Source organism: Microbacterium amylolyticum, assembly GCF_011046975.1.
GTDB lineage: Bacteria > Actinomycetota > Actinomycetes > Actinomycetales > Microbacteriaceae > Microbacterium > Microbacterium amylolyticum.
In genome coordinates, this window is sequence record NZ_CP049253.1 from 928,840 (window position 1) to 951,680 (window position 22,841).

The window sequence follows — 22,841 nt, forward strand, 5'->3', positions numbered from 1 at the left end:
GCGCGGGACCCTTCGCTCGGCCGCCATCGTCACGAGGGAGCGTCCTCAGACAGTGACGCTTTCAGCCGAACGTTCTTCTCTTCCACCTGCTTCTCGAGGTCGCGCGCATAGGCCTCGATGCGGTCGGCGATCTCGGCATCCGCCGCGCCGATGACGCGCGCCGCAAGCAGCCCGGCGTTCTTCGCGCCGTTAATCGACACCGTCGCAACCGGGATGCCCGCCGGCATCTGCACGATCGACAGAAGCGAGTCGAGGCCGTCGAGAGTCTTGAGCTGCACGGGAACCCCGATGACGGGAAGCGCCGTGAGCGACGCGAGCATTCCCGGAAGATGAGCTGCTCCGCCCGCACCGGCGACAATCGCCTTCAGCCCGCGCGAACGGGCTTCTCGCCCGTAACTGATCAGCTTGTCGGGGGTGCGATGGGCTGAGACCACCTCGACCTCGTGGGGAATTCCGAATTCCGTCAGGACGGCGGATGCCTCATGCATCACGCGCCAATCGGAATCCGATCCCATGACAACGCCGACGAGGGGCTCTTCAGACGAGTTCAGCACCATGTCAGAGTACGGGTTCCGCACCGAAATCTCTGAACGATGGCCCCGGTTCCACGCAATTCATGCAAAGCTCGCGGCGGCCGCCCTGGCGATATAGACGGCGTCTTCCAGCTCATCACTCGTCGCATTCACGTGTCCGACCTTTCGGCCGGGCCGCGGCGCCTTTCCGTACGTGTGGATCTTGGCGGTGGGCTGATCTGCCATCGCGAGAGCAAATCGATCCGACATCGATCCGCTCTGCGGCCCACCGAGGATGTTGATCATGCACGCTGCTTCGGCCGTGAGCTCAGGCGATCCGAGCGGAAGGTCAAGAACCGCGCGAACGTGCTGTTCGAACTGGCTCGTGACGGCGCCGTCCTGGGTCCAGTGGCCGCTGTTGTGCGGCCGCATCGCGAGCTCATTGACCAGCAAGCGGCCATCGACCGTCTCGAAAAGCTCGACGGCGAGCATCCCCGTCACATCGAGGCCCTCGGCGATGGTGGCCGCGATCTCTGCGGCAACTTCCATCTCGCGCTCAGAGGCGTGCGGTGCGGGCGCAAAAACTTCGGAGCAGACTCCATCGCGCTGCACGGTCTCGACCACGACGAACGGAACCATCTCGCCGCTCGGCCGACGCGCGACCTGTTGTGCGAGTTCGCGCCGGAAGTCCACGAGCTCCTCCACGAGGATCGGCTCGCCAGCGAACGCATCGAACCAGTCGTCAGCTTCGTCTGCCGCCGAGATGACGCGCACACCCTTGCCGTCGTACCCGCCGCGCGGCGTCTTAACAACCGCCTTACCGCCGTGACCGTCGAGAAAAGCCTGCAAATCATCGCGACTCGACGCGGGCGCCCAGTCGGGCTGCGGCGCGCCGATCTGCGCCAGCGTTGCCCGCATCACGAGCTTGTCCTGCGCGATGCGCAGTGCTCCCGGCCCGGGATGAACAGCGATTCCTGCGTGTACGAGCGCGCCGAGAACGGACTGCGGAACATGCTCGTGGTCGAAGGTGATGACGTCAACGTCCTTGGCAAAGGCAAGGACCGTGTCGACGTCGCGGTAGTCCCCCGTTGCCGTCGCGGCGATCGCCGCCGACATCCCGTCTTCTTCCGCCAGAACGCGAATCTCGATTCCGAGTTCCGTCGCGGGAGCGATCATCATCCTTGCAAGCTGACCGCCGCCGATTACACCGAGCTTCATCACCGGTCCATTATCTCACCCGCGGAGAAATACGGATCCGCGGCCTGCTGCTGCGCCTCGCGGTGCGCGAGGATGCGGCCCACCTCGACCTGATCAGCAAGCGTTTCTCGAACGACGCCCGGGCCCGGAACGTTTCGCAGCTCCAACGTGCCCCCGGCACCTGACAAAACGATCGTCCCCGTTCCGGAGATCCGCTGAAGCGGTCCGCGACGGACATCGATCCCGTACCCCGCCGCGTGTAGCAGCTCACTTCGCCGGCGGATCAGAATGCCGCGGCTGACGACGACGCGACGCGTCGTGACGATGTACCGGCGCTGCGCCCAGGCCCACCACGGAACAACAACAAAGAAGAGGACAACCGCTCCGGCAGCCGCCAACAGCATCCAGTCCTCAAAGGGGGACGGCAACGCGGACCAGAAGTAGCCGGTTGCTCCCGAGACGGCGATCAGCAGGAGCGCGGACCACATGAGCTTGCGGCCACTGGACCGAAACCGCGCGATAATCTGCTCCTCAGCCACGATCGTCACACTCCGTCGGCCGGCGCAGAACGACGAAGGTGCACAATATCGCCCGCGGCAAGCGGCCGGTCGTCGACGAGCAGGCGGCCGTCGTCATCGATGCCGACGGCCGTGCCGTGAAGCTGCTCTCCGCCCGGGAGATGCGCAACAACGCCCTGTCCGATCGTGAGGCATGCTGAGCGAACGCGTGAGGCAGCAGTTCCCGTCTCGAGCGTCTGCACGAGTATTCCCAGCTCAGCGACGTAGTCGTCGAGGAGGCGTTCCTCATCCACGGTGACGCCCAACGCAGCAAACGAGGTTGCCGTCGGAACCGGGAGTTGATCAGCGGTCATCCGAGTGTTGATGCCGCTTCCGACCACGACCGTGTCGGCGCTGACCACCTCGGTCAGAATTCCGCAGATCTTCTGATCGTTCACCAGAACGTCGTTCGGCCATTTCACCCCGACATTGTTGCCCGGCAACTGCTTTGCTGCGGCCTCCGCCATCGCCGTTCCCGCCACCAGCGGGATCCAGCCGAGGCGGTCCCGCGGAACGCCCGCGATGTTCACAACAACCGAAACAGCCAGCGCGCTCTTCGCCGGCGCGATCCACGCACGGTCGAGGCGCCCCCGGCCGCCGGTCTGGTGACGGGTAAACAGAACGCTGAGATGCGGCCATTCCTCCCCCGCCGCGATTGCGGTGACGAGGTCGGCGTTGGTCGACGCCGTCTGGTCCACCTCCACGATTCGCGGAGACGTGGAGGTGGACGCTGTCACGTTAGCGCCCCCACGTCTGTCTCGGGAAACGCCGCGTGCGCGACGCACGCGACCAGGTGTCGCGTGGTGGGGCGATGTCGACAGTGGCGCCGGCGACTTCATTCGCGTACTGCTCGGAGATCACGGCAACAACCACCGCGAGCTCCTCAGGCGTCGGACCGCCCGCGATCACTCGAACAGCGGGACCGCCCTCACCGACATCGATGACGCTCATACCGAAACCCTACCGATCACAGGGGGATATTGCCGTGCTTCTTGGGGGGCAGTTCCGCGCGCTTGCGTCGGAGGCCACGCAAGGCCTTCGCGATCATGACGCGCGTCTGCGCCGGCTCGATAATGCTGTCGATCTCGCCACGCTCGGCCGCGAGAAATGGTGAGGCCACGTTGTAGGTGTACTCGTCGGCAAGACGCGTCCGAACGGCATGAACGTCTTCGCCCGCCTCGTGGGCCTTCTTAATCTCGTTGCGGTACAGGATGTTCACGGCGCCCTGCCCGCCCATCACGGCGATCTCGGCCGTTGGCCACGCAAGGTTCACATCGGCGCCGAGTTGCTTCGATCCCATGACGATGTACGCACCGCCATACGCCTTGCGGAGGATCACCGTCACGAGCGGAACCGTGGCCTCGGCATAGGCGTAGAGCAGCTTCGCCCCGCGGCGGATAACGCCCGTCCACTCTTGGTCGGTTCCCGGCAGGTAACCCGGAACGTCCACGAGCGTGACGATCGGAATGGAGAACGCATCGCAGAACCGCATGAAGCGCGCGGCTTTCTCCCCCGCATCGATGTTCAGCGTTCCGGCCATCTGCGACGGCTGGTTGGCGATGATTCCCACCGAGGCGCCCTTGATCCGGCCGAACCCGATGACGATGTTCGGGGCAAACAGCGGCTGCACCTCGAGGAAGTCTCCATCGTCGACGATGCGCGTAATGACCTCGTTGATGTCATACGGCTGGTTCGTGGAGTCGGGAATAATCTCGTTCAGTTCACGGTCGAGATCCGTTGTTTCCATATCGAAGTGCGTCGTATAGTCCGGCGCCTCGACCATGTTGTTGTCGGGCAAGTACCCCAGCAGGGTGCGCGCGTAGTCCAGCGCGTCCTCTTCGTCGTCCGCGAGGTAGTGCGAAACGCCCGAGCGCGTGTTGTGGGTGCGTGCACCACCGAGCTCTTCCATACCGACGTCCTCGCCGGTGACCGTCTTGATGACGTCGGGGCCGGTCACGAACATCTGGCTGGTCTTGTCGACCATGATGACGAAGTCGGTCAGCGCGGGCGAGTACACGGCGCCACCGGCGGCGGGGCCCATCACAATGGAAATCTGGGGGATGACGCCGGATGCCGCGGTGTTCAGCCGGAAGATCTCGGCGTACTTCCCGAGAGCGAGCACGCCTTCCTGAATTCGCGCGCCGCCGGAGTCCAAAATGCCCACAACGGGCATCCCTCCCTTGAGAGCGAACTCCATCACCTTGACGATCTTGTCGCCGGCGACCTCGCCGAGCGATCCGCCAAAGGTGGAGAAGTCCTGCGAGAACACAGCGACGGGCCTGCCATGGATGGCGCCGACACCGGTGACAACAGAGTCACCGTGAGGGCGCGACTTGTCCATGCCGAAGGCTGTCGTGCGGTGACGTACATACTCATCCATCTCGACAAAGCTGCCGGGATCCATGAGTTGCGCAATCCGCTCGCGTGCGGTCTGCTTCCCCTTGGCATGCTGCTTCTCGAGCGCCTTTTTCTCAGGCTCGATAACGGCTTCGTTGTGGCGGGCGCGCAGGTCAGCGATCTTGCCCGCGGTGGTCGACATGTCCGGTTCGGTCACGCGTTCCACCCTAACCACGGAATCGCCCGTTCCCTTGGCGGACAGGCACAACGGATTCCCGTTTCGTGTGTCCGGGTCCCCAAGCTCGTGTCCGCCGAATGGCGGACACGAGTCGCTATGACATTCCAGATGGCCTCGGATAACCTGAATATCGAGTCACGAGAGCATCGCTCCTCGACTCGCCGTCACGTCCGCCCCAGGGTAGGCGGATGTCGACAGGCTCCATTGCGGACGGTTTTCGGGTAATCGCTCCGCGTTCCTGGGCCCCGGATGGGTTTTTCTCTCACCGTCCGGGGTCCACTTCTATCTCATGCCAGAGATCGACGTCTTCCTCGTCCTCCTCGCGTCGCCCAACGATCGTTGCGGCAGTTCCCGCGCGAGAAGAAGTGCGCACGATAATGCGTTCCGACGTTGAAGACCCGATCACCTCGGCGATCTGCCGCCTGACCTCCGCCAATTCTTCTGCCGTCAGGTGGTCGAGCTCACCCTCGTCGTACAGAGAAACGGCGGCGCCGCGGCGACGCGCGGCGGCGATTTCGCGTCGCACTCCGTCGTCGAGAAGACGCGTGCCGCGGATCTCGTCCCGCAGTGTGGCCTCTGCGAAAACGGCTTCGTTCCTCTCCTCATCGGAGATCGCGCCGCCCGTTTCGATGACGCGTGTGAGAACGGGCCCGGCAACGCTGAGCGCAACACTGACGCGCTCCCTGCGGGCACGCGCGGCAGAGAGTTGAGCGGCGCGCCACGCCGATGCGTGCGTGCGGAGCTCCGCCAGATGTTCCGTGTTCTGATGTGCCCGCTCCGCCAAAGCGATCATGAGCTGAGCGATCACCACCCAGAGAATCGACCCCACCAGACCGGCGCGCATGGCAACGCCGAACGACTCCAGCACAATCGAGCTCGTTGTCGAGAGAGCCGCCACTCCCGCCCAGGCCACAATCGGGTGGCGTCTGACGCAGACAACCGCCAGCATCGCCCCGGCCGCTCCGATGAACCACGTTGCGTTGACCGCTATCAGCCCGTCCTGATCGCGGACGAAGCCCGTGGCGATCAATGGCAAAACCCCCGCGGCAGCGGCGACGGCGATGGCGGCGCAGCGCGTCATCGCCGCCGGACCAACGGGACGCTGATCAGCGGCAGGAAGGACAAGCGCGGCTCCCGCGCCCATCACGAAAACCGCGATCGCGACCATCGCCCAGATCGGGTGCGCGGAGGGAGCCGGTGCCAGGACACCCCGAAGAACGAAGTAGGCAACAAACGCGATCCCCAGCGCGCGCACCGCGGTCGAACGCGTCATGACGCCGTCTCACCCTCTGCGCTGCCGTCTGCCGGCGCAATTTCCGCGCGATCGCCCTCAACGACATGCGGCACCGTGTACGCGAGCTCGACGGAGGTGCCCGAAGGGCTCGACGTGACCCTCGCGCTCCCGCCGACGGCGGCAACGCGCGCGATGATCGACCCGCGAATACCCAAGCGATCTGCGGGAATCGCGCTCACATCGAATCCCGGCCCCTCATCGGATACGACGATACGCACGCCGCCGGGGGCTTCCGCGATGCGGACATTCAATCCCACACCATCCGCATGGGCCACCGCATTCGAGGCTGCCTGGGCAGCGGCAAGAACAAGCGCCCGCGCCGCACGCGCCGGTACGAGGACTTCCCGGGCCCCGGTGACGGTGATGCGCTCGATGCCGAGGGGGGATATCTGCCCCCGAAGCCGCTCGGCGATCCCCGCGAGATCGATTGGCGGGTTCGGCCCCACCACCGCGGTCCCATCCTCATCTGAGAGCCGTGTCAGCGCTTCGCGTGCCATAGAAACGGCCAGCTCCCGCTCTCGGGGCATCTGGGCGCGCGAGGCGGCGATCAGCGCGGCGAGAACACTGTCGTGCATCAGCCCGGCGATTTCAACGCGCTCTCGTTCCGCTGCGTCAGCGGCGGCGGCGGCGGTATAGGCCGGTATCGCCCGCCCGCGTTCGTCGTCGATCTTCGACGCCGTCGTTCGCACGACACGCGCAACAAGTACGAACGCTGTTCCCAACAGCAGCGACATCGACACGTCCGAGAACACCGCCATCGGACCGTCACTCGTGTCATCGGCGTGTATCAGACGGCCCGCGGCGAACAGGGCCGGCACCCCGATTGCCGATACCAGCTGCCACGGCGGTGAAAAAGCGACGATCGCGGCAGCCGTTGCAACGGTGAGCATGAAGTAGGGCCAGGGCGTCTCTCTCGACTGCATCGTGGCCGCGCCTATGCCTGCGATCCACATGACGAGCATGACAGGGATGATGATGGCGACAACGCCACTGGTTGTGCGCGCTCCGCGCCCCATGAGACAACACAGAATCATCACGAGAACAGCCACCATCGTCAGGCTGAACATCACCCGACCCCAGGGGTCGCCCGTCTGCATCGACCACGCGATGGCAAAAGCTTGAGAAGCGATAATTGACGCCCCGATCGCCGTGACGACCTCGATGGCGCGTTCGATGCGCGCCCGCGTCTCCCCGCTCTGCGAGGCGTGGGGGCCGAGCTCAGTCGTCACGTGTCGGCTCCGGGTGCCGACCGGAATCCGTCGGCGCGTCCACAAGACCGTCCTCCATGGCACGGCGCATGAGATCAACCTTGGTCGGAGCGGGACGCCCGACCACGAGATACTTCGCGCGTACGCGCTGGATGTTCTCCTTTGCCGTCGAATAGGCGACTCCGAGCCGTGTCGCCACGACCTTCACCGGCAGTCCCGCCGCATAAAGGCGGAGAACATCGCGCTCACGCTCAGAGAGGTGGGCGTTTGCGAAGGCCGTGTCGGATTCAACGGCCGCCGCCCACTCCACGTTGTCGAGCGGCTCACCGCTCGCCACGAGTCTCACGGCCCGCGTCACAACGGACATCGGCGACGACTTACTCACAATTCCCGCCGCGCCCGCCGCGAGCCCCTCCCGCACCGCAGCCGGACGATCGGCAACCGAATGAATGATCACCGCCGAATCGGCCACGAGCCGGCTGACGTTCTCCGTGACCGTGGTGCCGTCTCCGAGCATCAGGTCCAGCAGCACGATATCGGCGGGGCGCCGGGAGCGCCTGCGGAGGTCTCGGACATACTCTTCAACCGTCGATCCGCTGTAGGCGATGATCATGCCGTCGCGGACGAGCACCGCCTCGAGGCCGAGCCGCACGGATTCATGATCGTCAATGAGCGCCACCGTTGTCACGCTATGAGGCTAGTGCCGGACGGCGCGCCACGCTCAGCAGCGCGGCGAAAAGCCGCGTCCTCGTCTACCGCGTGAGAACGGCGACAGCCTCAACATGGTGCGACGAGGGGAACAGATCAAGCGCCCTCACCTGGGCGACGTCATAACCCGCACGCCGGAACTCCCCCACGTCGCGCGCAAGCGCAACGGGATCGCATGCGATGTAGATGACGGCCGACGGCGACAGCGCGGCGATGCGCGAAACAACTTTCTCGCCAGCGCCCGACCGCGGCGGGTCCAGCAGAATGACGCCGCGCCGCAGCTCCGGCGCTGGCTCGAGTTGCTCGACAAAACGCTCGGCACGGGCGGTAACGGCGGCGACGTTCAGATCGGCGAGGTTGGCGCGCGCGTGCAGCGTTGCCCGCGCGGAGGATTCGACGGTTGTGACCCGAGACGTTCCTCCGTGATCCGCAAGTGCCGCGGCGAACAGTCCCACGCCCCCGTAGAGATCCAGGTGGTGGCTGTCCTCTGCCACGGGCAGCTGCGCCAGTTCGCTGCGCACAACACGGTCCAGGGCCGTTGCGGCATCTCGATGGACCTGCCAGAAACCTGTTGTGTCCACACGGAACTCGCGCTCGCCGACACGCTCCGTGACGACTTCCGGTGCGGTGCGCCGCGATGTCGATGCTGGGCGCCGCACGATTCTCACGCGGCCGTCTGCCGGATGAATCAGGTCAACGCGTCCTTCTTTCTCACGCGTCAGCCCCAGCGCGGCGGCCTCAACCGCGCGGGTTGCGAGAGGGTGTTCGGTCACCTCGATCACATCGTGGCTCCGCGCCGCATATGGTCCCACTCGACCTTCGGCGTCAACATGCAAACTCACGCGGGTGCGCCACCGGGTTCCCTCCTCGTGAGAACGCGCTGGTAGCACCTCGACCGGAACAGCGCCTCCGGCGAACTTCTCGAACGCTTCGGTGATCACCCGCTGCTTCAGCTCGCGCTGGTGTGCGAGCGCGATGTGGCCGAAGTCTGCTCCACCGGGCCGTTGCTGCGGCGCGGTGCCGACGTCTGCCTGCGCCCACACGTGTGCGACGCGGTGGAGGGACGCCTCGAGTACATCGAGCACCTCGGCCCGGGCAAAGGACTTCTTCACCTGTGTCACGCGCGCCCGCACGCGCTCTCCCGGCATCGTGTCGGGAACGAAAACGACCATGCCCGGCTCGCTCGCCGTGGTGCCATGCCGCGCAACGAACACGCCGCCGTGGGCGACGCCCGTGATGTCGAGTTCGATGATGTCGCCAGTGTTCATATGCACCATCGTCCCAGCTCGACCTGCGAGGCGCTGAATACCGGCGGGTCCGCCCTAGTCTGGATGCATGCAGGTTTGTCTCGCATCAACGTCCCCCGCCCGCCTCATGCTGATGCGTCAGGTCGGCATCGAACCCCGTCTCGAGGCGCCGGATGTTGACGAGGAAGCCGTTATCGCGAAACTCGAACGGGCGGAAAGCCGTGTGCTCCCGCCCGCCGAGCACGTCCTTGTTCTCGCCCAGCACAAGGCGCGCGATGTTGCGCACCGGCTGGCAGCCGAGGGATTCGAGGGCATCGTCATTGGCGGCGACTCGATGTTCGAGCTGGGCGGTGAGATTTTCGGCAAGCCCCTGACGCCCGAGAACGCCACCGCCCGGTGGCGTTCCATGCGCGGGAAGACGGGCGTTCTGCACTCGGGTCACAGCGTTATTGCTGTCGAGAACGGTGTCCTGAACGAGCGAAACGCTGTCGCGGAAGCCCGCGTATCGTTTGCGCACGACATCACGGACGAGGAGATCGCCACGTACGTCGCAACGGGTGAGCCGCTACAGGTGGCGGGAGCCTTCACGGTCGACAGTCTCGGCGGAGCATTCATCGATCGCGTTGACGGAGACCCGTCGACCGTGGTCGGCATGTCGCTATCCACGGTGCGTCGCCTGATTGTGTCTCTGGGATTCTCCTGGACCTCGCTGTGGAATCGCACGGACTGATCAGCACTTTTATGTGTCACGACACACGAAACACGCCGATTGCTGTGGGGTTCAATCAAATCGCGGACGCCCCGGCTGGATAGGCTCGAATTCATGTCTGCAATTCGCAAGGTGCTCATCGCCAACCGAGGTGAGATCGCTGTCCGCATCATCCGCGCGGCCCGCGACTCCGGAATCTCATCCGTCGCGGTCTACGCAGACCAGGATCGAGACGCCCTTCACGCCCGCCTCGCCGACGAGGCATACGCACTGAACGGGACGACGAGCGCTGATACCTATCTCGTGGCGGACAAGATCCTCTCGATCGCTCGCCGTTCCGGGGCCGACGCTATCCACCCGGGCTACGGCTTCCTCGCCGAGAACGCCGAGTTCGCGCGTTCCGTCATTGCCTCGGGAATAACGTGGATCGGCCCCGACCCCGAGGCCATCGAGCAGCTCGGCGACAAGGTCACCGCCCGCCACGTGGCTGAGAAGGTCGGCGCTCCGCTCGCCCCCGGAACTCCCGGCCCGGTGGATGATGCGTCCGAGGTTGTCGCGTTCGCCGAGCAGTACGGCCTTCCGATCGCCATCAAGGCGGCATACGGCGGCGGCGGCCGCGGCCTCAAGGTGGCGCGCGCGCTCGACGAGGTGGCCGAGATGTTCGAGTCAGCCACGCGTGAGGCCGTCGCAGCATTCGGCCGCGGAGAGTGCTTCGTCGAGAAATACCTCGACAAGCCCCGGCATGTGGAGACCCAGTGCCTGGCAGACCGGGCAGGAAACGTCGTCGTCGTCTCCACCCGCGACTGCTCGCTGCAGCGCCGCCACCAGAAGCTGGTGGAAGAGGCGCCCGCTCCGTTCCTCAGCGACGAGCAGACGCGCATCCTCTACGAATCGTCCAAGGCGATTCTTCGCGAGGTCGGATACGTTGGCGCCGGAACGTGCGAGTTCCTCATCGGCGCGGACGGAACGATCTCCTTCCTTGAGGTCAACACCCGCCTGCAGGTGGAGCACCCCGTCAGCGAGGAAGTCACGGGCATCGATCTGGTGCGCGAGCAGTTGCGCATCGCAGAGGGCGGAACGCTCGACTATGAGGACCCGATTGCCGAGGGGCACTCCTTCGAATTCCGAATCAACGGCGAAGATGCCGGGCGCGGATTCCTTCCTCAGCCGGGCCCCATCACGGTGTTCAAGGCGCCAGGCGGACCGGGCGTCCGCGTCGACTCGGGCGTCACAGCCGGCGATGAAATCGGCGGGTCCTTCGACTCGATGCTCGCCAAGCTCATCGTCACGGGACGCGACCGTCGCGAGGCTCTCGACCGCGCCCGTCGCGCCCTCGAGGAATTCGAGGTCGCGGGCCTTCCCACCGTTCTCCCCTTCCACCGCGTTGTCGTCGACGATCCCGCGTTCACCGCGGAGTCCGGTGAGTTCGGCGTTTTCACCCGCTGGATCGAAACGGATTTCGACAACACCATCGACCCGTGGGATGGTCAGCCCTCCGACCCCTCTGTGGCCGAGGCACGTCACAACGTGGTCGTCGAGGTCAACGGCAAGCGCATTGAGGTCAGCCTGCCTGATCGCATCACACAGCCCGAGAGCGTGTCAGCGGGGCGTCCGGCCAGTGTGCCGCCGTCGCGCCGTAGCCACCAGGCCAAGTCGGTGTCGTCCGGCGCATCCGGTGACGCCCTCACCTCGCCGATGCAGGCGACAGTGGTGAAGATCGCCGTTGAGGAAGGCCAGCAGGTCGTCAAGGGCGACCTCGTGCTCGTTCTCGAGGCGATGAAGATGGAACAGCCTCTTCACGCGCACAAGGACGGCACCATCAAAAAGGTCGACGCGACTGTCGGCCAGACGATCTCCTCGGGGCACCAGCTCCTGCACATCATCTAGCAACGCAGATACGAGTGTGGCGGTGCGGTCCATCCGGACCGCACCGCCACACTCGTTACCGCACGAGCGGCGACTAGAACCCGCGCATGTTAATGCCGTGCAGGGACCGCGCCGCATCGGTGATCGCCCCCGCGAGCGAGGGATACGCCGTGAACACGCGCGCAAGCTGATCCACCGTGAGACGACGATCGACGGCGATCGCGATCGGGAAGATCAGCTCGCTGGCCTTCGGGGCGACGACGACGCCGCCGATGACCGTTCCGGACCCCCTGCGCGCATAGAGCTTCACGAACCCGTGCTTGACACCCATCATCTTCGCGCGGGGGTTCGATGCCAGGTCGATCTTCTGAACAACGGCGTCCTCGCCCGTCGTCCACCCAACCGTTGCGATCTCGGGCGTGGTGAAGATATTCGACGCGATCTTGCGATCAGAGAAGGGGATGACGCCATCGCCCATCGCGTGAAAAACGGCCGTGCGCCCAATCATTGCGGCAACAGACGCAAGAGGGATGAGCATCGTGCAGTCGCCAACGGCGTAGATGTTGGGAACCGACGTACGGCCAACGCGGTTGACGACGATGTGGCCGGATTCCTGCATCTGAACGCCGGCGCTCTCGAGGCCAATGTTCCGCGTGTTCGGGATGCCACCGACTGCCATGAGGCAGTGCGACCCAGAGATCACAGAGCCATCAGAGAGCGTGACTTCGACACCATCTCCCGTGTTGACGACCGTGTCCGCGCGTGACTTCGACAACAGCGTCATTCCACCGCGGGTAAATGCGGATTCCAGAACCTTGGCGGCGTCCGCATCCTCACCGGGAAGGACCTGCTCACGGCTGGACACCAGCGTGACCTTGGCCCCGAGGTTCATATAGGCCGATGCAAACTCGGCACCCGTCACACCTGAACCGACCACGATGAGGTGCTCGGGAAGAGACGTCATGTTGTACATCTGCTTCCACGTCAGCACGCGCTCGCCGTCCGGAGCCGCCGTCGGCAGCTCGCGCGGCGACGCACCAACGGAAACGATGATCGTTTCGGCTTCCAGACGGTCAAAGTCGGTGCCGTCCAGCCCCGTTGAGACGATGACGGCGTTATCGCCCTCGAGCCGACCGTGCCCGGAAATGATGCGAACCCCCGCCTGAAGCAGGCGGTCGCGCATATCTTCCGATTGCTGCCCCGCCAGCGCAAGAATGCGCTTGTTGATCGCGTGCAGGTTGATCGCGACCTCGGGCTTGAGGGGCTTCCCGGTTTCTCCGCGTGCGAAGAACTGCACGCCGAGATCGCCGGCGTCATCGATCGCGCGCGCTGCGTCTGCTGTAGCGATGAGCGTTTTGGACGGCACAACGTCGGTGAGAACCGCCGCGCCACCGACTCCCGTGTTCTCGATCAACGTGACCTCGGCGTCCAGCTGAGCGCCGGCAAGCGCTGCCTCATACCCACCCGGTCCGCCGCCGATGATCACAATCCGCTGTTTGCGCTCGAAATCGAAGGTCATGGATTCATTCTCTCCCATTCCCGCCCACGCGCTGGACCCCGATTATCGTTGGGGCATGACGAACCCCGCTCATCCTCTCGACTCGCCCGCTGACCCTTTCGCCGTGGCGCGAACCGCCGCGGCTGACATCGCCCGGCTGACGGGCGTCAGTTCCCATGACATCGCCGTCACGCTCGGAAGCGGCTGGGGGAAGTCAGCCGATCTGATCGGAGAAACCGTCGCTGAGATCGACGCAACCGATGTGACAGGTTTCTCGAAGCCCGCCGTTGCCGGTCACGGAGGAACACTGCGCAGCGTCCGCACACCGGACGGGAAGAACGTTCTGGTCATCGCCGCGCGCACCCACTATTACGAGGGGCATGGCGTGCGGCGCGTCGTCCACAGCGTCCGAACGGCGGCGGCAACGGGCGCGAAAACAATGGTGCTGACGAACGGCGCCGGCGGGATCAAGGATGCCTGGGCCCCCGGTCAGCCCGTTCTCATCAGCGACCACATCAATCTGACGGCCGACTCTCCTCTGGAGGGCGCGACGTTTATCGATGTGACCGATCTCTACTCGTCACGACTGCGCGACATCGCCCGGCAGGTCGATGCGTCCCTCGACGAGGGCGTCTACTGTCAGTTCCGCGGACCGCAGTATGAAACCCCCGCCGAGGTGCGGATGGCGTCAGCAATCGGCGGCCACATCGTCGGAATGTCGACGGCACTCGAGGCCATCGCTGCCCGCGAAGCAGGCATGGAGGTCCTCGGCTTCTCTCTGATCACGAACCTCGCCGCCGGGATTTCCCCCACTCCCCTCAGCCACGCCGAGGTCATCGAGGCCGGACAGGCGGCGGAAGGCCGAATCTCGCAACTGCTCGCTGATGTGATCGGACGAATCTGATGATCTCGGCGGCGCGCGCCTGGATCGCGCAGGACCCGGATCCGGAGACACGCGATGAGCTCACCGCTCTGGTGAAGGCTGCTGAGGCCGGCGGTGGCGACGCGTCGTCCGAACTCGCGGCGCGCTTTGCCGGGCGGTTGCAGTTCGGAACGGCTGGTCTTCGCGGAGAACTCGGCGCAGGTCCGATGCGGATGAATCGCGTGCTCGTCGCCCAGGCCGCGGCGGGGTTCGCTGCTTACCTGCGCGAGCGCGGCGGCGACAACACCCCGCGCGTGGTGATCGGATTTGACGGACGAAAGAACTCCGATGTGTTCGCTCGGGACTCTGCCGAGCTGTTCCAGGGGGCGGGTCTGGAGGCGATTTTGTTGCCGCGACGCCTCCCAACTCCCGTGCTCGCGTTCGCGGTCCGCTATTTGGACGCAGATGCCGGCGTCATGGTGACGGCCAGCCACAACCCGCCGGCCGACAACGGCTACAAGGTGTATCTCGGCGGTGCTGATGGCGGAGCGCAGATCGTGACTCCAGCAGACGCGGATATCGCCCGCGAGATCCAGCACGTCGCCGATACGCTCGCCGTTCCCGACCTGCCACGATCCACGGAGTACCTCGTCGCCGATGAGGGAGTCGTTGAGGCCTACGTCGCCGCGACGGCGGCCGTTGCGGCCGCGCCCGCATCAGCATCGGGAATGAGCTGGGTATACACCGCGATGCACGGTGTTGGGTGGGAGACTCTGCGTGCCGTCGTGGAGGCGGCGGGCTACCCGCTGCCCGCTCTCGTCGCCGCGCAGACCGAGCCCGACGGCGCATTCCCCACCGTGGCGTTCCCGAATCCCGAAGAGCCGGGTGCTCTCGACCTCGCGTATGAAACGGCAACGGCGAGCGGCGCCGAGTTCATCATTGCGAACGATCCCGACGCCGACCGCGTTGCCGTTGCCATTCCGTCCGCCGACGGTTGGCGTCGGCTGACGGGCAACGACATCGGTCTGCTTCTCGGCGCGCGTGCGGCGCGCTCCGCCGGAGCAGGCGCCACCGTCGCCTCCTCGCTCGTGTCCTCCCCCGGCCTCGGCGTCATCGCCGAGAGGTTCGGCGTGTCGTGGCGCGAAACGCTCACGGGATTCAAGTGGATCGCGAGGGCCCCCGGAATTGTCTTCGGCTATGAAGAGGCGCTCGGGTACCTCGTCAACCCGGAAACCGTTCGTGATAAAGACGGCATTTCCGCCACCGTCGCGGTGCTGGGTCTTGTTGCGGAGGCCCGCGGCCGTGGCGCAACAATCGCGGACCTTCTCGACGAGCTCGCTGCAGAATTCGGGCACTTCACCAGCACACAGATATCGGTGCGCGTCGAGAACCTCTCTCTCATCTCCGGTGCCATGGAATCGTTGCGTGCCGAACCGCCGCGATCGTTCGGCGCGATGACGGTGACGGTGGCGGACGACCTCCTGCGCCCGGCCGACGGCACACCCGGTGGCGACATTTTGCGCTACCAGCTATCGGACGGTGCGCGCGTGATCTTCCGGCCGTCGGGAACGGAGCCCAAGCTCAAGGCCTATCTCGATGTGCGCGGCGAATCGGCCGACATCGCCCGCGCACGACTGACGGCGCTTGAGGCTGCTGTCCGGGCAGAGCTGGCGGAGCGGATGTAAGTAGGGCGCCTGGGCGCGACGATGTCTGTGAGAATCCGTACAGTCAACCCTCGCGGCGGTGCCCGATGACACCCAACTGGTCTTCGCACCGCTGTCAGGCGACGTCGTGACGGGCGCGGGAGAAGACATCACCGCCAATGTGATCGTCATCGCGCCAACGGGCGACACCCTTGGCGGCATAAGGGTCGGCACGATCATGGTGCAGATGCCACAGGACGTCGATCAGGTCGAGCTGACGAGCGTCAATGTGGCCATCGACAACGGTGCAATACCCCGCACCTATGACGTGGGCAGATGGAGTTTCACTCGTCTGGATTCCCCTTCCGAGCTGACCGTCACGGGCGCCTATCCCGCGAACATGCCAACGTGCTCACCGCTGACCATCGACCTCGAGTGCGAGCGTGACGATCTCGTCACGCTCTCGCCACGGATCACACTCGATCACGATGGCATCACCCGTGAAGAGGCGCTCAGCCCGACCCTCTTCGGCTATATCGACATCTCCGAGGAGTTCGTCGAACACGTCCTCGACGAGGAGTAGCGCTATCCGTCGATGAGGGCAACGACCTCCGTCAGGAACGACGGGAGGTCGTTGCCCTTTCTGGCGATCCGGCGGCCGTTGTCGGGCCCGGAAAACACGTCGACGAACTGCTCGAAGACCGCCTGGAAAGCCGATCGGTCGGCTGCGCTGAACGCTGCGAATGCGACGACGTGCACCCGGTCGGTGCCCCAACCGATCGCCTGTTCGCTGACGCCAATCGCAATCGCCGTACGCGCGGCCGACATCGTCATCGCATGAGGAACGGCGAGGCTCTCGGTGAACGCGGTGGACGACAGCCGCTCGCGCTCGATCGTGCTGTCGACATAGGCCTCATCGATCACCCCTTCGGCCACGAGGAGCGCGCCGAGCCGCCGGATGATGTCTTCCGGAGACGCGGCGGGATCGATGTCGCTGATGAACGCGCCGGGGAGGAACCAGCGCTGCAGCTCGGATCGCAGCCCGCTCAGCCGCCTCGACCGACGCACCCGGCTGACAACGTCAGAAATGCGGGTGATATCCCTGTCCGTCAGGAAGGGCGGGATCCGCACAATGGCGTCTGCCATGTCCGCGGAGCGGGCGGGCAGCTCGATCGTGGTGAGAATGAGGTCGGTTCCGGCACTGTTCTCGCTGAATCGTGTGTCGACGGAGACGATCTCGATTTCGTGGCCCAGCATCCTCGTGATGCTCTGGCGGAGCTGCTGCCCGGGATGCTCGTATCCGGGGCACACGATCAGGGCGCGAAGACGATCGGGAAGTGCGCGTCCCGCCTCGAGAACGCCTCCCAGATGCATGGCAATACCGGCGATCTCGTCGTCGGGAACGGCCGCGCCGAGCACATCGGACAGCTCACCGACGAACGACACCGCCATTTCGAACAGCAGCGGCGACGCCGACTTCAACGCGCGCGTCATGGGGTTCCGAGAAAGCACGTGGTGCTCGGCACGGTCGACAAGGTTCTGCACGTGCTTTTCGAGCGTGACCGCCAAGTGGCGTTGCGAAACGTCGACGCCGTACGTCGCCGAAACATGCTGAATCGCGGCGCGCACGGCCCCGGAGACAACCGTGTCAGGCTCACGCGTGGGGAGATCTTCCGAGCGAGCGCCGACGACCGCAAGAAGCGACAGCTGCGCCACATGTACTCGATCACCCGCGCCGAACTCCACACCGAAGTGCCGAGCAGCAAGATCACCCATCGCGTCGATGATCCGGACGTCGGGCTGATCACGTGCCGCTGTCAGGGCGTGTCCGCCGCGCACACGGTCTGCCGTGATGGTGACGTGGAGAGCAACATCGGCAACGGCCAGCTCATCCACGATATACCCGAGGTCCGACAGCGTCGTGAAGACGCCGTTCGCGAAATCCTCAAGACGATCGGCGGGAATTCGGAGCGAGGCCGCGGCGCTACGCAGCGCCTCGGGGCCGTAGCGTTCCTCGTCGACGCGGTCATGGACGAGATCGCCGATGAGGAGGCGCAGGTCGCGCTCACTCCCGGCGAGGCGCGCGGTATCCGCGTCACGCTCCAGTCTCACGCGGGTATCTCGCACCCGGCTACGCACGCGGCGCAGGTCTGCTTCCACCGTGCTCTCGCTCACGAAGAGTCGCGATGCGGCGTCATAGATGTTGATACCGTCCGGTTCATCGAAGAGCATGCGGAAGACGTCTGAGAGCCGCTCGTGCGGTGTCCCCCGTTTCCTCCCGAGACCGTTCGGATCATCCCCGTTGCCGCGGGTGTCGCCCGGTATCCCTGCGGTCCGGAATCGATCGCATGAACGCCCGGCGACTGCGCATTGATCGCCGTGACGTAGGAGCGCACGCTACGGGGTGTCACACCAAGTTGGTCGGCGAGCGAACCCGCCGTTACCCACCCCGGACGGCGAAGGAGGATGCCGAGCATCTGCTCCTGCCGTTTACGCGTCATGCCGACCAGTGAACCACCCGTCGCTGACGTCGTGCTTGATCACCGGGCACAAACATTTCCGCAGGTGCGGAAACGAGTGTCATTGCCAGGGTGTTCGGAGCGTAACAAGATGGTCCTGAATGGGAGAAATGGGATCAATGAAGATCATTGTGATCTGCGGCGCCGGCGCCTCGAGCACTTTCGTGGCGGCGCGCCTTCAGCGCGCGGCACACCACGCCGGGATCGCTCTGACGGCGATCGCATCCTCCCTGGACATGCCCCGTCCGCACGATATCTCCGAAGCCGATGCGATTCTCCTCGGAGCGCACGTTGACACCGCCTCTCGCGATGTCCGCGCGCGCGCCGCGGCAAGAGCCGTGCCGGTCGGAGTTCTGCCAGCGGACGTGGCACGCGACAGAGACGGCACCCGCACACTGGGGTTCGTTCAGTCGCTCGTCTCCGAAACCGCGAACGCGGTTCCGTCACCTCGAAAGGACACCACCATGGCCACTCGCACCGTTACCATCGCCGCATCGCACGGTCTACACGCGCGCCCCGCCAAGCAGTTCGCGGAGGCCGCGAAGAGCTCCGGTCTGGATGTCACAATCGCCAAGGGCGACGGGGCACCCGTGAACGCCGCCAGCATCCTCGGCGTGATCTCGCTCGGTGCAAACACGGGCGATGTCGTCACGCTGACGGCGGAGGGCGAAGGCGCTGAGGGACTGCTCGATGAGCTGACAACGCTGCTCGAGACCGACACGGACGCGGAGTAATTCTCATGGCCGAGATCCGCGGAACGGGAATCGGTCGGGGCATCGCTCAGGGTCCCGTCGCGCACATGGCGGCGCGACTGGACCCGCCGTCCGATGTGCGTTCACGGCTCACCCCCGACGAAGAAAAGGCTGCTGTGGCCCGCGCGGTCGCGGATGTCGCGAGTGAGTTGAATGCCCGGGGCGAGCGCGCGGGTGGATCCGCGCGCGATGTCCTCGAAGCCCAGGCCATGATGGCGGAAGATCCGACGCTCATCGATGGCGTCCACGCCAAGATCGACGACGGCGCGACGGGAGAATTCGCCGTTCACACCGCGTTCGCCGAGTTCGCCGAACAGCTCACAGCGATAGGCGGATATCTCGGAGAGCGCGCTGCGGACCTGGCGGATGTCGCGCAGCGCGTCATCGCCGCCCTGCGCGGTGTTCCGGCACCCGGCGTTCCGGAACCCGGTCACCCCTTCGTTCTCGTCGCTCCCGATCTCGCTCCTGCCGATACGGCGCTGCTCGATCTGGACGAGGTTCTCGCCGTTGTGACAACGGAAGGCGGGCCCACCTCGCACACTGCGATCCTTGCCAGGGAAAAGGGCATTGTCGCGGTGGTCGGAACCGGAACGGCCGACGTGGTGGACGGGCAGACGGTGATCGTCGATGCGGCAGGAGGCGTTGTCATCGTCGATCCGACGTCACAGCAGCGGGCCGAGGCTCACGAACGCGCCGCCGCACGCGCGGCCGCCGCGGCGGCGCCGATCACACCGGGCGCCCTGGCTGACGGCACTCCCGTTCCGATTCTCGCGAACCTCGGGGACCCCTCCGGGGCAGCAGAGGCGATCGCGCTCGGAGCAGAGGGCGTTGGCCTGTTCCGCACGGAATTCCTGTTTCTCTCCAGCAACGAAGCGCCGTCGGTGGCCAGCCAAGCAGCGAGCTATCAAGAGCTCCTCGCGGCGTTCCCCGGCAAGAAGGTCGTCGTGCGTGCTCTCGACGCGGGCGCAGACAAGCCCCTGCCCTTCCTCACGGACGCCGATGAAGAGAACCCCGCGCTCGGTCGTCGCGGGCTGCGTTCGCTGCGTCACCGCGAGAACGTTCTGCGCGATCAGCTCACGGCCCTGACACAGGCGGATGCGTCAACCGATGCCGACCTCTGGGTCATGGCGCCGATGGTCGCAACAGTGGAAGAAACCGAGTACTTCACGGCTCTTGCCAAGGAGCTCGGACTGAAGACCGCAGGTGTCATGGTCGAAATTCCTTCGAGCGCGATCATGGCAACCGACATTCTCGGCGTCGCCGACTTTGCGTCGATCGGCACGAACGATCTCGTGCAGTACACAATGGCGGCGGATCGCATGCTGGGATCTGTCGCGCATCTGCAGAGCCCGTGGCACCCCGCCGTGCTGCGCCTGATCAAAATGGTCGCCGAAGGCGGCAAGAACACGGGTAAACCCATCGGCGTCTGTGGTGAGGCCGCGGCCGACCCGCTTCTCGCCGTTGTTCTCGTCGGCCTCGGTGTGACGACGCTCTCGATGTCGGCCGCGGCCATGACCGATGTGCGCGCCGAGCTCTCACAACACACCGCCGCGTCCGCACAACGCATGGCGGAAGCAGCGCTTGCGGCAACCGATGCCGAATCGGCCACGGCCGCCGCGCGCGCTGCGGCCTAGTCACACCGTTCCCGCTCCCGGGCCCGTCGTTGCCGACGGGCCCGGGCTCCGAAAGAAAGCACACCATGTCAACGCAGACAGCTCATTCGAAGACTCCCGGCGGGATCCGCGTGGGAGTGCAGAAGGTCGGTTCCTTCATGTCGGGCATGGTCATGCCCAACATTCCCGCGCTCGTCGCCTGGGGCTTGTTCACGGCGTTCTTCATCGAGAAGGGATGGACGCCCAACGCCGATCTCTCCACGATCGTCGGCCCGATGATCCACTATCTCCTGCCTCTGCTGATCGCCTACACCGGCGGTTTCATGATTCATGACAAGCGCGGAGGCGTCGTCGGATCGATCGCGACGATGGGCGCGATCGCCGGAAGCGATCTGCTTATCTCCAACGCCAACGCTGCTCTTCCTGCTGGCGCGGATAGTCTCGGCCAGATCCACATGTTCCTCGGCGCCATGATCATGGGGCCGCTGGCCGCCTGGATCATGAAGAAGCTCGACGGCGTGTGGGAGGGCAAGGTCAAGGCGGGCTTCGAGATGCTCGTGAACATGTTCTCGGCCGGTATCTTCGGCTTCCTCGCCGCGGTGTTCGCGTTCTACGTGCTCGCCCCCATCGTGAATTCGATCACCAACGTGCTCAGCACCGGCGTGGCCTGGCTGGTAGAAAACTCACTCCTGCCGCTGACGAGCATTCTGATTGAGCCGGCGAAGGTCTTCTTCCTAAACAACGCCATCAACCACGGCGTTCTGACGCCGCTCGGAATCGCTGAGGCGGACACCACCGGACGATCGGTTCTCTTCCTCCTCGAGGCGAACCCCGGAGTTGGTCTCGGACTCCTGCTCGCGTTTACGTTCTTCGGCGTCGGCGCCGCGAAGGGTTCCGCACCCGGAGCCGCGATCATCCAGTTCTTCGGTGGCATCCACGAGGTCTACTTCCCCTACGTGCTGATGAAGCCGATGCTGCTGATCGCCGTTGTTGCCGGTGGCATGTCCGGTGTTGCTGTCAACATGATCTTCGACACGGGGCTACGCGCTCCGGCTGCTCCCGGGTCGATTATCGCGGTGTATCTGCAGGCCACACCTGAAGTCATGAACTACGTGGGTATTACGCTCGCGGTGTTCATCTCTGCCGCTGTGACGTTCGTGATCGCCGCGATCATCCTCCGCGCCAGTCGGGCCCGCGATCTTGCCGCCGACGATCAGTTCTCTGCGGCCGTCGCCAGGACCCAGGCGAACAAGGGGAAGGGGTCGTCCGTTCTCGCCGGTCTCGCCGGGGCGCAGACGGCACTGACGAAGACGATCGAGAGGGTTGTTTTCGCGTGCGACGCCGGCATGGGTTCCTCCGCGATGGGCGCGAGCGTGCTCCGCAAGAAGTTTGCCGACGCCGGCCTTGTTGGCCTGAACGTGACGAACAAGTCGATCGCGAACCTCGACGGAACCGCCGACCTCGTTATCACCCAGTCGCAGCTCACGGATCGTGCCCGGCAAAACGAACCGAGCGCCATGCACGTCTCAGTCGGGGCGTTTATGAACGCCCCGGAGTACGACGACATCGTCGACATGCTGCGCGCACAGCAGTCCGGGGACACCCCGGCATCTCCTGCTGAGGAGGTTCCGGACTCCGCACCGGCAGAGAACGTGCTCCGTCCGGAGTATGTGCGGATTCACGCCGGTGCCGCGTCACGCGACGAGGCCATCGCCGAAGCCGCGGCGATCCTGGAGTCGGCGGGTGCCGTGACGAGCGCGTATGCCGCAGCCATGGTTGAGCGCGAGAACACCGTGTCCACCTACATGGGCAACGGCTTGGCCATCCCTCACGGCACGGACGCCGCCAAGGACGCCGTGCTGGGTTCTGCTCTGTCGGTGGTCCGCTACGACGGCGGAGCGGACTGGGGTGACGGTGACACAGCAACCTTCGTTGTCGGTATCGCCGGCAAGGGAGGCGCTCACCTGGAGATTCTTAGTGCGGTTGCTCAGCAGTTCAGTGACGACGTCGCCGTTGCGAAACTCACGGCGGCGAAGACCCCCGAAGAGCTGTACGAGTTGCTGTCGGGAACGCTGAACTAA

At 65.2% G+C, this 22,841-nt stretch carries 21 protein-coding genes and 1 pseudogene; 9 read left to right on the forward strand and 13 right to left on the reverse strand.

Features of this window, described 5'->3' with window-relative positions:
- Window positions 1–29 precede the first annotated feature (29 nt).
- The 10 genes from purE to G6N81_RS04550 all read right to left on the reverse strand — a co-directional run bounded on the left by purE (window position 30) and on the right by G6N81_RS04550 (window position 9,319).
- A complete protein-coding gene (purE, locus tag G6N81_RS04505) occupies window positions 30–515 on the reverse strand; it encodes a 5-(carboxyamino)imidazole ribonucleotide mutase (RefSeq protein WP_165137782.1) in 486 nt (161 codons plus the stop codon).
- A gap of 99 nt (window positions 516–614) precedes the next feature.
- A complete protein-coding gene (locus G6N81_RS04510; protein WP_165137784.1) occupies window positions 615–1,730 on the reverse strand; it encodes a 5-(carboxyamino)imidazole ribonucleotide synthase in 1,116 nt (371 codons plus the stop codon).
- The gene (locus tag G6N81_RS04515; RefSeq protein ID WP_241245072.1) at window positions 1,730–2,248 is read right to left on the reverse strand and encodes a PH domain-containing protein; all 519 of its coding nucleotides are present in this window, start codon (window positions 2,246–2,248) and stop codon (window positions 1,730–1,732) included. Before G6N81_RS04515 ends, G6N81_RS04510 begins: the two co-directional genes overlap by 1 nt.
- Before the next feature lie 5 nt (window positions 2,249–2,253).
- A complete protein-coding gene (locus G6N81_RS04520) occupies window positions 2,254–3,003 on the reverse strand; it encodes a biotin--[acetyl-CoA-carboxylase] ligase (RefSeq protein ID WP_241245073.1) in 750 nt (249 codons plus the stop codon).
- Window position 3,004: 1 nt separating this feature from the next.
- Window positions 3,005–3,217, reverse strand: coding sequence for an acyl-CoA carboxylase subunit epsilon (locus G6N81_RS04525; protein ID WP_165133676.1), 213 nt, complete (start codon window positions 3,215–3,217; stop codon window positions 3,005–3,007).
- Between the two features lie 16 nt (window positions 3,218–3,233).
- Window positions 3,234–4,805 carry an acyl-CoA carboxylase subunit beta gene (locus G6N81_RS04530; protein WP_165137788.1) on the reverse strand — a complete coding sequence of 524 codons (1,572 nt, stop codon included), beginning with the start codon at window positions 4,803–4,805 and terminating at the stop codon, window positions 3,234–3,236.
- Between the two features lie 298 nt (window positions 4,806–5,103).
- Complete coding sequence (locus G6N81_RS04535; protein WP_165133679.1) at window positions 5,104–6,114, reverse strand: hypothetical protein; 1,011 nt, start codon at window positions 6,112–6,114, stop codon at window positions 5,104–5,106.
- On the reverse strand, window positions 6,111–7,364 hold the full coding sequence (locus G6N81_RS04540; RefSeq protein ID WP_165133682.1) for an ATP-binding protein: 1,254 nt from the start codon (window positions 7,362–7,364) through the stop codon (window positions 6,111–6,113). Before G6N81_RS04540 ends, G6N81_RS04535 begins: the two co-directional genes overlap by 4 nt.
- Window positions 7,354–8,031, reverse strand: coding sequence for a response regulator (locus tag G6N81_RS04545; RefSeq protein WP_165133685.1), 678 nt, complete (start codon window positions 8,029–8,031; stop codon window positions 7,354–7,356). The genes G6N81_RS04540 and G6N81_RS04545 overlap by 11 nt, the downstream gene beginning before the upstream one ends.
- 64 nt (window positions 8,032–8,095) lie before the next feature.
- Window positions 8,096–9,319, reverse strand: a complete 1,224-nt coding sequence (locus tag G6N81_RS04550; RefSeq protein WP_165133688.1) for a class I SAM-dependent RNA methyltransferase — start codon at window positions 9,317–9,319, stop codon at window positions 8,096–8,098.
- A gap of 67 nt (window positions 9,320–9,386) precedes the next feature.
- Between G6N81_RS04550 and G6N81_RS04555 the strand changes: the two genes are divergently transcribed.
- Both G6N81_RS04555 and G6N81_RS04560 read left to right on the forward strand, forming a co-directional pair.
- Complete coding sequence (locus G6N81_RS04555) at window positions 9,387–10,028, forward strand: Maf family protein (protein WP_165133691.1); 642 nt, start codon at window positions 9,387–9,389, stop codon at window positions 10,026–10,028.
- A 93-nt stretch (window positions 10,029–10,121) separates the two neighbouring features.
- The gene (locus G6N81_RS04560; protein ID WP_165133694.1) at window positions 10,122–11,894 is read left to right on the forward strand and encodes an acetyl/propionyl/methylcrotonyl-CoA carboxylase subunit alpha; all 1,773 of its coding nucleotides are present in this window, start codon (window positions 10,122–10,124) and stop codon (window positions 11,892–11,894) included.
- 73 nt (window positions 11,895–11,967) lie between these two features.
- On the opposite strand, the gene G6N81_RS04565 is transcribed toward G6N81_RS04560, so the two are convergent.
- The gene (locus G6N81_RS04565; RefSeq protein WP_165133697.1) at window positions 11,968–13,392 is read right to left on the reverse strand and encodes an NAD(P)H-quinone dehydrogenase; all 1,425 of its coding nucleotides are present in this window, start codon (window positions 13,390–13,392) and stop codon (window positions 11,968–11,970) included.
- A gap of 55 nt (window positions 13,393–13,447) precedes the next feature.
- Between G6N81_RS04565 and G6N81_RS04570 the strand changes: the two genes are divergently transcribed.
- Genes G6N81_RS04570 through G6N81_RS04580 form a run of 3 tightly spaced genes read left to right on the forward strand, consistent with a single transcriptional unit; the run spans window position 13,448 to window position 16,459 of the window.
- Entirely contained in the window at window positions 13,448–14,275 is an 828-nt protein-coding gene (locus G6N81_RS04570; RefSeq protein ID WP_165133699.1) for a purine-nucleoside phosphorylase, read from the forward strand.
- A complete protein-coding gene (locus tag G6N81_RS04575; RefSeq protein ID WP_165133701.1) occupies window positions 14,275–15,918 on the forward strand; it encodes a phospho-sugar mutase in 1,644 nt (547 codons plus the stop codon). Before G6N81_RS04570 ends, G6N81_RS04575 begins: the two co-directional genes overlap by 1 nt.
- A 58-nt stretch (window positions 15,919–15,976) precedes the next feature.
- Window positions 15,977–16,459, forward strand: a complete 483-nt coding sequence (locus tag G6N81_RS04580; RefSeq protein WP_165133703.1) for a hypothetical protein — start codon at window positions 15,977–15,979, stop codon at window positions 16,457–16,459.
- Window positions 16,460–16,461: 2 nt separating this feature from the next.
- Here the strand turns inward: G6N81_RS04580 and G6N81_RS04585 are convergent, their stop codons facing one another.
- Both G6N81_RS04585 and G6N81_RS12930 read right to left on the reverse strand, forming a co-directional pair.
- Window positions 16,462–18,108, reverse strand: coding sequence for a BglG family transcription antiterminator (locus tag G6N81_RS04585; RefSeq protein ID WP_165133705.1), 1,647 nt, complete (start codon window positions 18,106–18,108; stop codon window positions 16,462–16,464).
- Window positions 18,048–18,377, reverse strand: a complete 330-nt coding sequence (locus G6N81_RS12930) for an HTH domain-containing protein (RefSeq protein WP_165133707.1) — start codon at window positions 18,375–18,377, stop codon at window positions 18,048–18,050. The genes G6N81_RS04585 and G6N81_RS12930 overlap by 61 nt, the downstream gene beginning before the upstream one ends.
- Window positions 18,378–18,514: 137 nt before the next feature.
- Here G6N81_RS12930 and G6N81_RS12685 point away from each other — a divergent pair.
- The 4 genes and pseudogenes from G6N81_RS12685 to G6N81_RS04605 all read left to right on the forward strand — a co-directional run.
- Window positions 18,515–18,664: pseudogene (locus G6N81_RS12685) on the forward strand (PTS sugar transporter); the annotation flags it as partial.
- 195 nt (window positions 18,665–18,859) lie between these two features.
- Window positions 18,860–19,129: an HPr family phosphocarrier protein gene (locus G6N81_RS12690; protein WP_241245114.1), complete on the forward strand. Its 270-nt coding sequence runs from the start codon at window positions 18,860–18,862 to the stop codon at window positions 19,127–19,129.
- 5 nt (window positions 19,130–19,134) lie between these two features.
- Window positions 19,135–20,781 (forward strand): phosphoenolpyruvate--protein phosphotransferase, encoded by a 1,647-nt coding sequence (ptsP, locus tag G6N81_RS04600; protein WP_165133712.1) that lies wholly within the window; start codon window positions 19,135–19,137, stop codon window positions 20,779–20,781.
- 65 nt (window positions 20,782–20,846) lie between these two features.
- Window positions 20,847–22,841 carry a PTS mannitol transporter subunit IICBA gene (locus G6N81_RS04605; RefSeq protein ID WP_165133714.1) on the forward strand — a complete coding sequence of 665 codons (1,995 nt, stop codon included), beginning with the start codon at window positions 20,847–20,849 and terminating at the stop codon, window positions 22,839–22,841.

What these genes read in the sequence shown, in the direction of transcription:
- G6N81_RS04565 (WP_165133697.1), bottom strand. Translation starts at nt 13,392, where the DNA reads ATGACCTTCGATTTCGAGCGCAAACAGCGGATTGTGATCATCGGCGGC.
- G6N81_RS12690 (WP_241245114.1), top strand. Translation starts at nt 18,860, where the DNA reads ATGGCCACTCGCACCGTTACCATCGCCGCATCGCACGGTCTACACGCG.
- purE (WP_165137782.1), bottom strand. Translation starts at nt 515, where the DNA reads ATGGGATCGGATTCCGATTGGCGCGTGATGCATGAGGCATCCGCCGTC.
- G6N81_RS12930 (WP_165133707.1), bottom strand. Translation starts at nt 18,377, where the DNA reads ATGACGCGTAAACGGCAGGAGCAGATGCTCGGCATCCTCCTTCGCCGT.
- G6N81_RS04560 (WP_165133694.1), top strand. Translation starts at nt 10,122, where the DNA reads ATGTCTGCAATTCGCAAGGTGCTCATCGCCAACCGAGGTGAGATCGCT.
- G6N81_RS04510 (WP_165137784.1), bottom strand. Translation starts at nt 1,730, where the DNA reads ATGAAGCTCGGTGTAATCGGCGGCGGTCAGCTTGCAAGGATGATGATC.
- G6N81_RS04570 (WP_165133699.1), top strand. Translation starts at nt 13,448, where the DNA reads ATGACGAACCCCGCTCATCCTCTCGACTCGCCCGCTGACCCTTTCGCC.
- G6N81_RS04555 (WP_165133691.1), top strand. Translation starts at nt 9,387, where the DNA reads ATGCAGGTTTGTCTCGCATCAACGTCCCCCGCCCGCCTCATGCTGATG.
- G6N81_RS04535 (WP_165133679.1), bottom strand. Translation starts at nt 6,114, where the DNA reads ATGACGCGTTCGACCGCGGTGCGCGCGCTGGGGATCGCGTTTGTTGCC.
- G6N81_RS04530 (WP_165137788.1), bottom strand. Translation starts at nt 4,805, where the DNA reads ATGTCGACCACCGCGGGCAAGATCGCTGACCTGCGCGCCCGCCACAAC.
- G6N81_RS04525 (WP_165133676.1), bottom strand. Translation starts at nt 3,217, where the DNA reads ATGAGCGTCATCGATGTCGGTGAGGGCGGTCCCGCTGTTCGAGTGATC.
- G6N81_RS04550 (WP_165133688.1), bottom strand. Translation starts at nt 9,319, where the DNA reads ATGAACACTGGCGACATCATCGAACTCGACATCACGGGCGTCGCCCAC.
- ptsP (WP_165133712.1), top strand. Translation starts at nt 19,135, where the DNA reads ATGGCCGAGATCCGCGGAACGGGAATCGGTCGGGGCATCGCTCAGGGT.
- G6N81_RS04605 (WP_165133714.1), top strand. Translation starts at nt 20,847, where the DNA reads ATGTCAACGCAGACAGCTCATTCGAAGACTCCCGGCGGGATCCGCGTG.
- G6N81_RS04575 (WP_165133701.1), top strand. Translation starts at nt 14,275, where the DNA reads ATGATCTCGGCGGCGCGCGCCTGGATCGCGCAGGACCCGGATCCGGAG.
- G6N81_RS04585 (WP_165133705.1), bottom strand. Translation starts at nt 18,108, where the DNA reads ATGCTCTTCGATGAACCGGACGGTATCAACATCTATGACGCCGCATCG.